The sequence below is a fragment of the Acidimicrobiales bacterium genome (assembly GCA_025455885.1).
Classification (GTDB): domain Bacteria; phylum Actinomycetota; class Acidimicrobiia; order Acidimicrobiales; family Acidimicrobilacustridaceae; genus Rhabdothermincola_A.
This window is the reverse complement of record JALOLR010000015.1, coordinates 81,923-95,695: the sequence shown is the minus strand read 5'-3', so window position 1 is coordinate 95,695 and position 13,773 is coordinate 81,923. Positions and strand designations below refer to the sequence as shown.

Here is a 13,773-nt window from a genome sequence, read left to right as displayed (position 1 = left end):
CATCCTTCGTCGGGGTCGGCGACCGTCGTCGTGTGAGTGACGCTCATGTTAGATTCGTCGGGCGCCGCTGGCAAGGCGGGCCGTGGGGCCGGGTCGGGCCGGTGCCGGTCGGGCCGGTCCCGGTCGCGAGGCCGTTCCGGGTCAGATCCGGTAGACCCGCTCGGCGGTCCCGGCGAAGAGCTGGTCGCGTGACCCCTCGTCGAGCCCCGAGGTGATCTCGGCGAAGGCGGTGTAGAGCTCGTCGAAGGTGCCGTGGAGGCCGTCCACGGGGAAGTTGCCGGCGAACAGGCAGCGGCCGGGACCGAACAGCTCGACGGTGGGCTCGATCCACGGTCGGAGGACCTCGGCGCGCATCGAGCCGAGGGGCATCGCCAGCCCGGAGAGCTTGCACACCACGCGCTCCCCCAGGTCGGCCAGCGCCGCCATGCCCGTCGCCCAGAGGGCGCGTTCGTCGGCAGCGTCGGACCGGGGCCAGCCGGCGTGCTCGACGACCACGACGAGGTCGTCGACCACGGCCAGGGCGTCGGCGGCCGCCCGGAGCTGGTCGGGGTGGGCCATCAGCTCGAACACCAGGCCCCGGTCGCGCAACGCCTCGAGGACCCCGGCGTCGGGCACCGGGTCGGCGGCCTGCCCCATGGGACGCACGCCCCGGAAGCGGGGCGCCGCCATCTGCCGGTCGATCAGCGCCACCGCCTCGGCCACCGTCGCGGTGGCGACGACGCCGCCGATGAGGGCGTCGGGGTGGCCATCGACCTCGGCCCGGGCGTCGAGCTCGAGGGTCTCGTCGACGGACTGCACGCCGGTCGCGGCGGCGACGTTGACGATCTTCTCGACGTTCCATCCCGCGGACTCGGCCAGGTAGGTGGTCACGTCGAAGCGGCGGGCCATGCCGGAGGTGTCGCCCATGCCGAGCTCGAGCCCCCCGGAGAGGTAGGGGTACCAGTCGGCGCGCGCCGGGTCCCACAGGTGGACGTGCGCGTCGACGATGCGCGGCGGCCGGGTCGTCGGGCTCATCGCATCACGCTCCCGTCCCGGCCGGGGCCGCACCGGCGATCTCGCGCAGGGCCCCGTCGAGCCACTCCGGGACGGCGGGACCCCCGAAGGTGACGCTGCCCCCGGGGCGGGGATGGCTGCGCAGTCCGAACCAGCCCGGGCCGACCACCAGCTCGGCACCCGACAACGCCCCCGCGTCGGGGTCACCGACCAGGTGGGCGATGACCTCGGCAAGCGTCGGCTCGGCGCCGGGGACGGGGGTCTCGACAGCCACCGCGACGGCGGCGACACGCCCGGCGGTGGCCCCCGAGGCGGCCCGGGACAGCTGCGCCGCCGCCTGCGCCCGGCTGCGCCCCCCGGCGGTGCAGGCGTCGACGAGGGTGACCAGTCGCACCGACCGCCCGGTCGTCGCGGCGAGGTCGGCCACGGCGCGGGCCCACCCGGCGTCGGAACGGATGTCCCCGACGAGTCCGGCGTGCTCGGCCAACGTGGTCTCCCACCCCTCCCCCGTCGCGCCCGCCGGCCGGGACACGACGGGGAGGACGGCCACCGCGTCGATCGGACCGGCGGCCTCGACGACGGAGGCCAGCGACGCCGCCGCACCGGCGAACCCGGCCCCGGGCTCCGGGGCGCGGACCACGTGCGCGGTCACCCCCCGGGCGGCCAGCGCCGCCGTCACCGACCCGGCCAGCGCCCGGTCGCCGTCGACGACGACGCACGAGCGACCCGGCCCGGACGCCCCCTCACGCGCCGCCGACCCGTCGAAGAGCCCGGCGAACCGGGGTGCGCTCCCACCGGTGCTGGCCTGGGCGGCTTCGGCCGGACCGAGGGCGTCGCGGGTGACGGCGTCGAGCACGGCACCGACGTCGGCCACGTCGGCGGTGCGTACCGCCTCGACCAGCCGGGGCCCGTCGACGATCGCGACCTCCGAGCCCCCGGCGAAGACCACCCGACCCCGGGTCCAGGCCGAGGCGTCGTCGAGGAGGTAGGCGGCGGTCGGCCCGAGCCGGTCGGGGTCGGGCATCGACGCCATCGCGATCCCCCCCGAGGGGGCCGGCCCCGACGAACCCTGCGCCGGGGCGCGTCGGCCGAGGGCGGCGGTCACCATCCGGGTCATGGCGATCGGTGACATTGCGTTCACCACGACACCCGGCGGGACCTGCGGACCGAGCTGCCAGGTGAGCGAGGCCACGGCCCGCTTGGCGCAGCCGTACGCGCCGGTGTCGGCCATCCGCCACCCGGACCCGGACGTCACCCCCAGCACGCGGCCGTGCCCCGCCTCGGCCATGATCGGCAGCGCCGCCGAGAGCACGTTGAGGTGGCCGCCGAGGTGCACGGAGAGCACGTCGGCCCAGTCCTGGTCCGCGCCACCGGCGAACGACGTGGGCCGGCTGATGCCGGCCACGTTGACCACCGCGTCGAGCCGGCCGAACTCCGCGAGCAGCCCGGCGAAGAGCTCGGCCACCGCCGCCCCGTCGGTGACCGACGCCGACGACGCCCGGGCCGATCCGCCGGAGGCGACGATGCGCCCGGCGGTGGTCTCCTCCGGCGGCGGGAGGGCCTCGGTGCCGTCGAGCGACATCAACGGGTCGAGCGTGACGACGTGGTCGCCCCGCCGACCCAGCTCCTCGGCGACCGCCGCGCCGATGCCGGCACCCCCGCCGGTGACGACCACGACCCGCGGTCGGTCACCGGCCACCGTGGTCCTCCCCGTCCCGCCGGGCGGTCGCCACGAGCGGGCGGCCAGGCGTCACGGCGCCACGGCCGCGGTGTCGAGCTCGAGGCCGGCGAGGTCGCCGTCGGCCAGCCAGCGCTCGAGGAGCTCGCGGTAGGCGAAGTAGTCACCGAGACCGCGACCGAAGTTGCCGTTGCGGGGGTTCATGGCCTCGGGGTGGCCCTCGTTGTTGATCCGCGACGGCGTGCACGCCGACATCACGGCGCTGGCGTCGACGAAGGAGCCGACGATGCCGGCGACCCAGTCGGCCTCGGCGTCGGCGCTCACGTCGAAGGCGGTCACTTCGCGCCGGTCGAGCGTGGCCACCACCTCGGCCACGAACGCCGCGCCGAGCACGGCGAGCTGGGTGTAGTTGACGGTGACCACGGCCTGCTGGCCGGGGGCCGGCATGATGAACAGGTTCGGGAAGCCCCGGCTCATCATCCCGAAGAGGCTGGCCCCGCCCTCGCCCCACTTCCGGGCGAGGGTCACCCCACCACGGCCGACGACCTCGTGGCCGGCCCGGCGGAACACCGGGGTGACCTCGGCCTCGAAGCCGGTGCCGTACACGAGGAGGTCGACGTCGAACTGGTGCCCGTCGACCACGGGCCCGGCCTCGGTGATGCGGTCGAAGCCACCGGGGCAGTCGACGAGGGTCACGTTGGCCTCGTTGAGCACGTCGAGGTACTCGTCGTGGAAGCACGGCCGCTTGCAGATGTAGCGGTACCAGGGCTTCACGGCCTCGGCGACGGCAGGGTCGGCGATCACCTCCTCCACGCGGCGGCGGTGCTCCTCCATGATCTCGAGGTCCAGCTCCTCGGCGCGCCGGACGAACTCCTCGACGCTCACCTCGGGCGGCCGGGGGAGGCGCTGGGGTGCGGCGTAGTGGTGGGTCCAACCGTCGTCCACGAGATCCCGGTCGACGGCGCGGCCGAGCATGATCGCCTGGAAGTTGTCCATCCGGGCCTGTTGCCAGCCAGGCTCGAGGGTGTCGGCGAAGTCGGGCGGGGTCGGGCGATTGCCCCGGACGCCGATGGCCGACGGGGTGCGCTGGAACACGTAGAGGTGCTTCGCAGCGGCGGCCAGCGCCTTGGCGCACTGGATGCCGGTGGCGCCCGTGCCGACGAGACCGACCACCCGGTCGCGCAGCTCCGTGAGCGGCTCGTCCGGTCCGCCCCCGGTGACCCGGTAGTCCCAGCGGGCGGTGTGGAACGACGGCCCGGCGAAGCGCTCCATGCCCTCGATGGCCGGGAGCTTCAACAGGTTGAGGATGCCGACAGCGAGCACGTAGTACCGGCACGTCACCTCGTCGCCGCGGTCGGTGCGGACCCGCCACCGGCCGGCCGACTCGTCCCACTCCGCCCGGGTCACCCCGGTGTGGAAGAGGGCGTCGGCCACGAGGTCGTAGCGCTCGGCGACCGCCTCGAGATGGCGGAGGATCTCGCCCCCTGAGGCGTAGCGCTCGGTCGGGACGTAGCCGAGCTCCTCGAGCAGCGGGAGGTAGATGTACGACTCGACGTCGCACATCACCCCCGGGTAGCGGTTCCAGTACCAGGTGCCGCCCACGCCACCGGCCTGGTCGATGATGCGGATCCTGCCGATGCCCTTCTCCCGGAGTCGGGCCCCGGCCACGAGCCCGGCGATCCCGCCGCCGACGATGACGACGTCGACGTCGTCGGTGACCGGGTCACGGTCGACGTGAGGGGTGAACGGGTCGTCGCGGAAGGCGGCGAAGGTCGCGTCGGTGGCCAGGTCGCGGATGTCCGACCGTCCCGGCACCAGCCGCTTGTCCCGCTCGGCCAGGTACCGGGCCCGGACGGCCTCCGGGTCACGGTCCACGCCATCGGAGCCCACCGTCATCCACCTTCCCCCGAGCTCCCGCCGTCGGCCGGCGGGTGTGACACCACTGTCAGAAAGGTAGCCCGGCTCGCAGGGCCCCCGCCGGGGTCCGACCTCGGGCCGCTCGACCTCGGGGTCGACGGACCGCAGTCCGACACCTCCCATCGCACACGGTGCGCGGACCACCCGTCGGGAGCCGTCCGCGGCGATCCGGCTGGCGTACGTTGCGGGGACGAAGGCGGCGCACGACACGCCACAGGGCGCGACGGACGGGGGGACGATGACCGAGCGACGCATCGAGCTGGCGCTGAAGGACAGCTCGGCGCCGGCCGCGCCGGCCCCGTACCGGCGAGGCGCGCCGAACGTCGTCGTCATCGTCCTCGACGACCTCGGGTTCGCGCAGCTCGGCTGCTACGGCTCGAACATCGACACCCCCAACATCGACCGGCTCGCGTCGCGGGGGCTGCGCTTCACGAACTTCCACACCACCGCCGTGTGCTCCCCCACCCGGGCGTGCCTGCTCACCGGGCGCAACCACCACCGCGTCGGGATGGGGATGCTCCCCGACCTCCCGGTCAACTACCCCGGCTACACGGGCGTGTTCCCCGACGGCGCCGGCACGATCGCCGAGGTCCTGCGCGCCGAGGGCTACGCCACGACCGCCATCGGCAAGTGGCACCTCGTCCCACGGGACCGGCGGGCGACCGGGCCCTACGACATGTGGCCGTCGGGCCTCGGGTTCGACCGCTACTACGGGTTCCTCAACGGCGAGACCAACCAGTGGACACCCAACCTGATCCGTGACCACCACCACGTCGAACCACCGGCCACGCCCGACGAGGGCTACCACCTCGACGCCGATCTCGCCGACGAGGCCATCGCGCGGTTGCGCGACCTCCGACTGCACGACCCGGATCGCCCGTTCCTCCTCTGGTACGCCACCGGCTCGCCGCACGCCCCCCACCAGGCACCCCCCGAGTGGATCGAGCGCTACCGCGGCCGTTTCGACGACGGCTGGGACGTCTGGCGCTCCGAGACCCTGGCCCGCCAGAAGGCGCTCGGCGTCGTCGCCGAGGACACCGAGCTCCCCGACCGCCCCGAGTGGATCGAGGCGTGGGCCGACATCGACCCCGCGCGGCGACGCCTCTACGCCCGGATGATGGAGGTCTTCGCCGGCTTCCTCAGCCACACCGACCACCACATCGGCCGCGTGCTCGACCACCTCGATCGCTCCGGCCTGGCCGAGAACACCGTCGTCGTGCTCGTGTCCGACAACGGCTGCTCGGCCGAGGGCGGGCCGAACGGCTCGTGGAACCAGCTGCGCCACTACATCTCGGACCTCCCCGACGATCTCGACCGGGAGCTCGAGCACCTCGACGACCTCGGTGGGTTCCGTTCGAGCGGGCACTACCCGTGGGGATGGGCGCTGGCCGGCAACACGCCGTTCCGGCGGTGGAAGCGCTACACGTTCGAGGGCGGGGTGCGCGACCCGATGATCGTGTCCTTCCCCGGCCGCATCGGCGACCCGGGCGGGGTGCGTCACCAGTACGTCCACGCCGTCGACGTGCCGACGACCCTGCTCGACCTGGTGGGCGTCGTGCCCCCCGCCGAGCTCCGTGGCGTGCCCCAGATGAGCCTCGACGGCGTGGCCGTGACCAGCGTGCTCGACGACGCCCGGGCCCCCGACCCCCGCCGCTCGCAGTACTACGAGTGCTGGGGCAGCCGAGCGATGTACGTCGACGGTTGGAAGGCCGTCACGAACCACGTGAACCAGCTCACCGCCGCGGAGCGCGACGCCATCCCCGGCAGCGACGACTTCGCCGGGGACGAGTGGCAGCTGTTCCACAGCGCCGTCGACCCGAACGAGCGCCACGACCTCGCCGCCGAGCACCCCGAGAAGCTCGCCGAGCTCGTCGCGGCGTGGCACGACGCCGCCGAACGCAACCAGGTGCTCCCCCTCGACGACAGCCGCGACAACCGGATCGGGCAGCTCCACCTGCCGTGGATGAACTTCCGGGGCACCCACCGGTTCGTCCCCGGCGACAAGGTCCACGAGTCGAACGGGCCGCTCCTCATGGGCGGGTTCCGGATGACGGCCACCTTCGACGAGGCCCTCTCCGCCGCCGACGCCGGCGTGCTGTGCGAGCAGGGGGATCGGCTGGCGGGGTGGGCCTGGTACCTCACCGGCGGAGAGGTCCGCTGGGTGCTGGCCTTCGACGGCCGCGAGCACGGCATCTCGTCACCGATCCCCACCGGAGCGCGACTGCTGGCCGTCGACGCCACCCCGCGCGCCGTAGGAGGTTTCGACCTCACCCTCACCGCCGGCGACGGTGCCGGACCGGTGACCAGCGCCGAGGCGGTGCTGCCGATCGCCTTCCCCTCCGCCATCGCCCCCGACGGTGCGTTCCTCACCGTCGGCTACGGCCGACCCTTCCCGGTCACCGACGACTACGAGCCGCCGTTCCCGGCACCGTCGTCGCTGGCCGGCGTACGGATCGACGTCGGTCCGCCCCCGCCGCTCGACCTCGCCACGGAGCTCGAGGCCGTCATGCGCCACCAGTGACCACGACCACCCGCCGGACCGTCCACGGGCGGACCCGGGACGCGCTCAGGCCGAGCGCACGGTGGCCACGAGCCCCCCGTCGACGAGGACGTCGGTGCCGGTCACGAACGACGCCACCGGCGAGAGCAGGAAGGCCACCACCCCTGCGACCTCCTCCGGCCTGCCCAACCGGGGGAACGGTGTCTGCTCGAGCATCGCCCGCATGGCCGGCTGCCCCTCGAGCTCGGCGCGGCCCATCGGGGTGTCGATCGAGCCCGGCGACACCGAGTTGAGGCGCGCTCCCCGCGACGCCCAGTCGGCGGCGCGGCGGCGGACGAGATCCAATACGCCGTACTTCGCCAGGCCGTAGGCGAAGCCGGGATCCTGGCCCTCGCCGAGCAGGGCCAGGAAGCGCTCACGAGCATCGTCGGCCAGCGGGTCGGCCAGAACGACCCGGGACGCGTCGTCGACCGCCGGCGCCACGAGGTGCGCGGCCATCGACGAGAACAGCACCGCCGACCCGCCCTCGGCCATCACCGGCCCGAACGCCTCGACGAGCAACGCCGATCCGTGGAGGTCCACGTCGAACACCCGCCCGGCGTCGGCCATCGTCGGGGAGATGCCGGCGGCGTGCACCAGGTGGTGCACCTCACCCAGCCCAGCCGCCCGCTCCGCGAGGGCCTCCACGTCGGAGCGGTCGGCGATGTCGACGCGGGCGACCACGTCCCCGGACCCGACCGTGTCGGCCCGGGGTGCCTCCCGGTCGGCCCGCAGCACCACGTCGCACCGCTCGCGCAGCACCTCGACGCACGCCGCGCCCATGCCGCTCGACGCCCCGGTGACCACCCCGACGACCGTCATCGCCCACCCCCTGGCGCGCTCGGCGCCGACCGGGACCCTACCGAAGCCCTCAGGTCGAGGGCAGGCCGACGACGTAGGCCGTGCGGCCGTCGACGATCGCCGCGGCCCGCTCCTCGACGTAGCGGGTGGAGCCCTCGTGGGTGAAGACGTAGAAGCGTCCGTCGAGGATCGCCTCCGCCACCCGTGCCGCCACGTCCGACGCGCCGGGCTGCCCCGGTGCCGGCTCGGCCGCCTCGGCGTCGGCGGGCAGCCCGAGACGGCTGGGCACGTACCCCGGGCACAGCACGCTCACCCCCACCGGTGCCCCCACCGCGGCGAGCTCGTGGGACAGGGCCTCGGAGACCCCGAACACGGCTTGCTTCGAAGCCACGTAGGGGCCCAGCGACGGCAGCGCCGCCACGCCGGCCATCGACGACGTGTTCACGATGTGGGCCGGTCGGCCCGCCTCGACGAGCACCGGGACGAAGGCCCGGATGCCGTGCACCACGCCCCAGAAGTTCACGTCCATCACGCGGTGCCAGTCCTCGAGGGTCAGCTCCCAGCTGGGGCCCATGGCCAGCGCGCCGGCGTTGTTGCAGACGATCTCGACGCGTCCGAACCGTTCGAGCGTGGCCGCGGCCAGGGCGTCGACCGAGGCCGGGTCGGTCACGTCGGTGACCACGGCGTGCACGTCGGCACCGCCGTCCGCGAGCGTGCCGGTCATCCGCCGGAGCCGCGCCTCGTCGAGATCGGCGAGCACCACCGACGCCCCGTCGGCGGCGAAGCGCTCGGCGAGGGCGAAGCCGATACCGCTGGCCGCCCCCGTCACGACCGCCACCGCGCCCTCGATCGACCCGATCATCGTGGTCCCCCTCCCCGCCGCCCGCGAGGCGACGTCGGGTCGATCCTGCCACGCCCGCGGGCCTCTCGGACGTGCGAGGGTTTGACCGCCGCGTGCCAGCCGGCACCGCCGAGACCACCGAGGAGCGGAGCTGTGCCCGACGTCGAGGTGCTCCCCGTGGAGCCCCACATCACCATGATCCGCCTCAACCGCCCGGAACGGTTGAACGCCATCGACTTCCCGCTCGTCGCCGACCTGCACGACGCCCTCGACACGGTCGCGGCCGACGTGGACGCCAAGGTCGTGATCCTCACCGGTGCCGGCCGGGGCTTCTGCGCAGGACTCGACCTCAAGGACTTCGGCTCGCCTCCCGCGCCCGGCGAGCACCGCCACGTCCACAGCGGGGTCGACGCCCAGACGTTCATGTCGAACCTCACGGTGCACATGCGCGACCTGCCCCAGGTGATCGTGGCCGCCGTCAACGGGCCCGCCTTCGGCGGAGGCCTGGCTCTGGCCTGCGCGGCGGACATCCGGGTCGCGTCGAGCTCCGCCCGGTTCTGCTCGGCGTTCATCCGCACCGGTCTCTCCGGCACCGACATCGGCATCACGTACCTGTTGCCGCGACTCATCGGCAACGCCCGGGCGTTCGACCTGATCCTCACCGGACGTGACATCGACGCCGCGGAGGCGCTGCAGATGGGCCTCGTGTCGAGGGTGGTGGCCGACGACGAGCTCGACGAGCTGGCCCTCGACTACGCCCGCCGGATGGCCGGGTACACGAGCACGGGCCTGCGCACCACCAAGGAGGTGCTCTGGCACAACACCGAGGCCCCCAGCCTGGCGAGTGCCCTCGCCCTCGAGATCCGCAACCAGAACCTGCTCAACCACGCGCCCGACGTGCAGGAGTTCATGGCGCGATACCGGCAGCGCACCACCGGCTCGTCCTGAGGCCGCCGCTCAGTCGGTGGTGAAGCAGCCGTCGAGGAAGGCCTCGAAGCCCTCGGGGTCGGCGAGGATGCGCAGGTGGCCGCGGTCGTCGCGGCTGACGTCGAGCGAAGGGCAGAAGAACCCGCCGGCCGGGGTGAAGAAGTGCGGCGATCCGATCACCCCGCGCTCCACACCCTCCGCGTGGTCGGCGCGCACCGAGTCCGGATCGACGTCGTCGGGCCCCAGGCCCACCTCCACGCCGACCTCGCCGAGCACCTCCGGGTCGGCCGATGTCGACACCCTCCTCGAAGAGCAGGTCGCGCAGCCGGAGGCTCACCTGCTCGCCGGCCTCGAGACCGGACCGGTAGGCAGCCGCGGCGAGGGCCATCGCCGGCAGCGACGTCGCCGGAAAGCTCTCCTCCCGGAACCCGACGAACAGCGCCGGCGCCACCTGGCGGCGGATGTCGTCCACCTCCTCGGCGATGAAGTGGGCGTCGAGGGGTTCTCCGTTGACGACCTCGAGGGGCCACGACCTGACGAGGAGCCGGACGTCGTCGTGGCCCGTCGCGGCACGGTGCTCGACGAAGCGGCGCAGCCCGACATGGGTGAACGGGCACCCCACGTCGGCGAAGACCTCGATGACCGTCCCCATCTGCTCACCTCCTGATCGGCGTGCTCCGGCAGGCCCGCCCCGGGGGCCACCTTGCCACGCCGGATCGCCGACGCCGCCCGACCCCTAGCATCGCCGGCGTGACGACCTTCACGCCCTACCGGGTCGACGTCGCCGACGCCGACCTCCACGACCTCCGCGACCGGCTCCGGCGCACCCGCTTCCCGAACACCATCACCGGTTCGGGCTGGGATGCGGGCACCGACCTCGACTACCTGCGCGAACTGGTGACCTACTGGATCGACGGCTTCGACTGGCGGGCCCAGGAGGCGCGGATCAACGCCTTCGAGCAGTTCACGACCACGATCGACGACCAGAACATCCACTTCGTCCACGCCCGGTCCCCCGAACCGGACGCCCTCCCGCTGCTCCTCGTGCACGGGTGGCCCGGTTCGATCGTGGAGTTCCTCGACGTGCTCGGCCCCCTCACCGACCCGGTCGCCCACGGCGGCGACGCGGCCGACGCCTTCCACGTGGTCGCACCGTCGTTGCCCGGCTACACGTTCTCCGGGCCGACCCACGAAGCCGGGTGGCACCCCCGTCGCATCGCCGGCGCCTTCGTCGAGATCATGGCCGCTCTCGGCCACGACCGCTACGGCGCGCAGGGGGGCGACTGGGGATCGATCGTGACCGCCAACGTGGCCGATCTCGCCCCGGAGCAGGTGGTCGGCCTCCACCTCAACTTCGTCGTGGCCCGCCCGCCGAAGGACGACCCCGCGCCGCTCTCCGACGCCGACCAGGAGACCCTGGCGGCGATGGCCCGGTGGCGCCGTGACGAGGCCGGCTACCAGGAGATCCAGGGCACGAAGCCCCAGAGCCTGGGCTACGGGCTCGAGGACTCTCCGGCCGGGCTGGCGGCCTGGATCGTCGAGAAGTTCCGGACGTGGAGCGACTGCGACGGCGACGTCGAACGGTCCTTCACCAAGGACCAGCTCCTCACCAACGTGACCGCCTACTGGGCCACCGCCACCGCCACGTCGTCGACCAGGCTGTACCGGGAGATGCGCCTCGCCGGACGGGAAGCCATGCCGAGTGGCTTCGTCGGGGTGCCCACGGGCATCACCGACTTCGCCGGCGAGATCACCCGGATGCCCCGGAGCTGGGTCGAGTCGTCCTACAACGTGGTGCGCTGGACCGAGCAGCCCCGGGGCGGGCACTTCGCGGCGATGGAGGTCCCCGACCTGTTCGTCGAGGAGGTCCGGGCCTTCTTCGCGCCGCTGCGGTCCTGAGGGCGGACCCGACGACGCCACCGACTCCGTCCCCGCCAACGCCCCGCAACCACCCCGATCCGCAACCACCCCCAGCCAGGAGCAACCGTGAGCCGCATCCAGTCCGAACGCCGCATCGAGTACGCCGGGTCCGTGCACGACGAGCGCGAGATCGAGGCCGTCGTCGAGGTCCTGCGCGGCGGGCCCACCGCGCTGCGCATCGGCAAGAACGTCAAGGCCATGGAGCGGCGGGTGGCCGAGCTGTTCGCCAAGCGACGCGGTGTCATGTGCAACTCGGGCAGCTCGGCCCTCTACCTCGCCGTGGAGGTGCTCGACCTCGAGCCCGGCGACGAGATCGTCACCAGCGCCGTCACGTTCTCCACCGACATCGCCCCGATGGTGCGCCGCGGCGTCGTGCCCGCCTTCGTCGACGTCACCCCCGACACCTTCCAGATCGACGTCGAGGCCATCGAGGCGATGGTGACCCCTAGGACGAAGGCCATCCTCGCCCCGAACCTCATCGGCAACGCCCCCGACTGGGACGTCATCCGCACCATCGCCGACCGCCACGACCTCGTCGTGGTCGAGGACTCCTGCGACGCCCTCGGCCAGACCCTCCGGGGCACGCCGACGGGCGCCCGCGCCGACATCTCGCTCACCAGCTTCGCCCTCTCCCACATCATCACCGCCGCCGGCACGGGGGGCATGGTGTGCTTCGACGACGACGCCATGGCCGACAAGGCCCTGCTGTTCCGCCGCTGGGGCCGGCGCTCGGAACTGCAGCTCTTCGGCTCCCAGAAGGGCAAGGTCGACCGCTTCTTCAGCGCCATCGACGACGGGCTGGAGTACGACAACCTGTTCATCTTCGACGAGAACGGCTGGAACTTCGAGCCGTCGGAGCTCTCCGCTGCGTTCGGCCTGGTGCAGCTCGACAAGCTCTCCGACAACCTGGCTCGCCGGCAACGCAGCTTCGCCATCACCAGCTCCCACTTCGCCCGCTGGCCGGAGCTGTTCACCCTCCCCCGCCTCACCGACGGCGTGGAGACGGGCTGGCACATGTTCCCGATCATCATCGACGCCGCCTCGGGCATCGACCGGTCGGAGTACCAACAGTGGATGGAGCGCAACGGCATCGACACCCGCATGGTGTGGACGGGCAACGTGACCCGCCAGCCGATGCTGCGGGGCAGGGAGTTCCGGGTGCCCCTGGGCGGGCTGCCCAACGCCGACCGGGTCATGGAGTGGGGGCTCATCCTGCCCAACAACCACTCGCTGGACGACGACGACTGCAACTACATCGGCGAGACCACCGAGGCGTTCCTCGCCGAGAAGGGGCTGATCTGATGCCCGATCGCTTCCGGGGTCGCCGGGCGGTGGTCACCGGATCGAGCCGCGGCATCGGGGCGGCCATCGCCGAGCGGTTGGCCGCCGAGGGCGCTGACGTGGTCCTCACCGCGCGCACCCTCGACCACCACGAGACCCTCGCCGGCAGCCTCACCGAGACCGCCGATCGCCTGGCCCGCTACGGCACCACCGTGGGGATCGTCGTGGCCGACCTCACCGATCCCGAGGACCGCCTGCGGGTGATCCCCGAGGCGGCCGAGGTGCTGGGCGGGCCGGTCGAGATCCTCGTCAACAACGCCGCCGCGTCGATCCAGGCCCCGCTGACCGGGTTCTCGGTGAAGCGCCGGAACATCATGTTCGAAGTCAACGTGAACGCTCCGCTCGACCTCGCCCTGGCCGCCGTGCCGGCGATGGTCGACGCCGGCGAGGGGTGGATCGTGAACCTGTCGAGCGGGAGCGCCCGGCACTGGGAGGGCCCCCCGTTCGACGTGGGCCCGGCGGGACCGCGCACGGCGGCGTACGGCGCGTCGAAGGCTGCGCTCAACCGGATCAGCAACGGCCTCGCCGCCGAGCTGTACGGCACGGGCATACGGGTCAACACGGTCGAGCCCAGGGCCGCGGTCCTCAGCGAGGGAGCAGCGGCCCTCGTCGGATCGACCCTGCGCCCGGACCAGATCGAGTCGATGGAGGAGATGGTGGAGGGGACCGTCGTGCTGTGCGACTGCGACGCGGACGTCACCGGGCGCACGACCGTCAGCCTCGACAACATCGCCGAGTGGGGTCTCGCCGTCCACGACCTCGACGGCTCGCCCCGCTGACCACCGACGGGGCCCCGAGCACCTAGCGTCACCGCCG

Annotated in this window: 12 protein-coding genes; 6 read left to right on the top strand and 6 right to left on the bottom strand. The window is 73.1% G+C overall.

Annotated elements, in window-relative coordinates; all coding sequences use genetic code 11:
* Positions 1-141: 141 nt before the first annotated feature.
* Genes MUE36_12945 through MUE36_12935 form a run of 3 tightly spaced genes read right to left on the bottom strand, consistent with a single transcriptional unit; the run spans position 142 to position 4,561 of the window.
* Positions 142-1,014: an amidohydrolase family protein gene (locus tag MUE36_12945; GenBank protein MCU0311836.1), complete on the bottom strand. Its 873-nt coding sequence runs from the start codon at positions 1,012-1,014 to the stop codon at positions 142-144.
* A 4-nt stretch (positions 1,015-1,018) separates the two neighbouring features.
* A complete protein-coding gene (locus tag MUE36_12940) occupies positions 1,019-2,692 on the bottom strand; it encodes an SDR family NAD(P)-dependent oxidoreductase (GenBank protein ID MCU0311835.1) in 1,674 nt (557 codons plus the stop codon).
* 51 nt (positions 2,693-2,743) lie between these two features.
* The gene (locus MUE36_12935; protein MCU0311834.1) at positions 2,744-4,561 is read right to left on the bottom strand and encodes an NAD(P)/FAD-dependent oxidoreductase; all 1,818 of its coding nucleotides are present in this window, start codon (positions 4,559-4,561) and stop codon (positions 2,744-2,746) included.
* Positions 4,562-4,826: 265 nt separating this feature from the next.
* On the opposite strand from MUE36_12935, the gene MUE36_12930 reads away from it, so the two are divergent.
* The gene (locus MUE36_12930) at positions 4,827-7,109 is read left to right on the top strand and encodes an arylsulfatase (GenBank protein MCU0311833.1); all 2,283 of its coding nucleotides are present in this window, start codon (positions 4,827-4,829) and stop codon (positions 7,107-7,109) included.
* Positions 7,110-7,154: 45 nt separating this feature from the next.
* Here the strand turns inward: MUE36_12930 and MUE36_12925 are convergent, their stop codons facing one another.
* Together MUE36_12925 and MUE36_12920 are read right to left on the bottom strand one after the other, a co-directional pair.
* Complete coding sequence (locus MUE36_12925; protein ID MCU0311832.1) at positions 7,155-7,949, bottom strand: SDR family oxidoreductase; 795 nt, start codon at positions 7,947-7,949, stop codon at positions 7,155-7,157.
* Between the two features lie 49 nt (positions 7,950-7,998).
* Complete coding sequence (locus tag MUE36_12920) at positions 7,999-8,790, bottom strand: SDR family NAD(P)-dependent oxidoreductase (protein ID MCU0311831.1); 792 nt, start codon at positions 8,788-8,790, stop codon at positions 7,999-8,001.
* Between the two features lie 132 nt (positions 8,791-8,922).
* Between MUE36_12920 and MUE36_12915 the strand changes: the two genes are divergently transcribed.
* A complete protein-coding gene (locus MUE36_12915) occupies positions 8,923-9,717 on the top strand; it encodes an enoyl-CoA hydratase-related protein (GenBank protein MCU0311830.1) in 795 nt (264 codons plus the stop codon).
* Between the two features lie 9 nt (positions 9,718-9,726).
* Here the strand turns inward: MUE36_12915 and MUE36_12910 are convergent, their stop codons facing one another.
* Positions 9,727-9,996 carry a hypothetical protein gene (locus tag MUE36_12910; GenBank protein ID MCU0311829.1) on the bottom strand — a complete coding sequence of 90 codons (270 nt, stop codon included), beginning with the start codon at positions 9,994-9,996 and terminating at the stop codon, positions 9,727-9,729.
* 187 nt (positions 9,997-10,183) lie between these two features.
* Between MUE36_12910 and MUE36_12905 the strand changes: the two genes are divergently transcribed.
* The 4 genes from MUE36_12905 to MUE36_12890 all read left to right on the top strand — a co-directional run bounded on the left by MUE36_12905 (position 10,184) and on the right by MUE36_12890 (position 13,736).
* On the top strand, positions 10,184-10,363 hold the full coding sequence (locus MUE36_12905; protein ID MCU0311828.1) for a hypothetical protein: 180 nt from the start codon (positions 10,184-10,186) through the stop codon (positions 10,361-10,363).
* A gap of 83 nt (positions 10,364-10,446) precedes the next feature.
* On the top strand, positions 10,447-11,595 hold the full coding sequence (locus tag MUE36_12900) for an epoxide hydrolase (protein MCU0311827.1): 1,149 nt from the start codon (positions 10,447-10,449) through the stop codon (positions 11,593-11,595).
* An 87-nt stretch (positions 11,596-11,682) separates the two neighbouring features.
* A complete protein-coding gene (locus MUE36_12895; GenBank protein ID MCU0311826.1) occupies positions 11,683-12,918 on the top strand; it encodes a DegT/DnrJ/EryC1/StrS family aminotransferase in 1,236 nt (411 codons plus the stop codon).
* Positions 12,918-13,736 (top strand): SDR family NAD(P)-dependent oxidoreductase, encoded by an 819-nt coding sequence (locus tag MUE36_12890; GenBank protein ID MCU0311825.1) that lies wholly within the window; start codon positions 12,918-12,920, stop codon positions 13,734-13,736. The genes MUE36_12895 and MUE36_12890 overlap by 1 nt, the downstream gene beginning before the upstream one ends.
* The last annotated feature ends 37 nt before the right edge of the window (positions 13,737-13,773 follow it).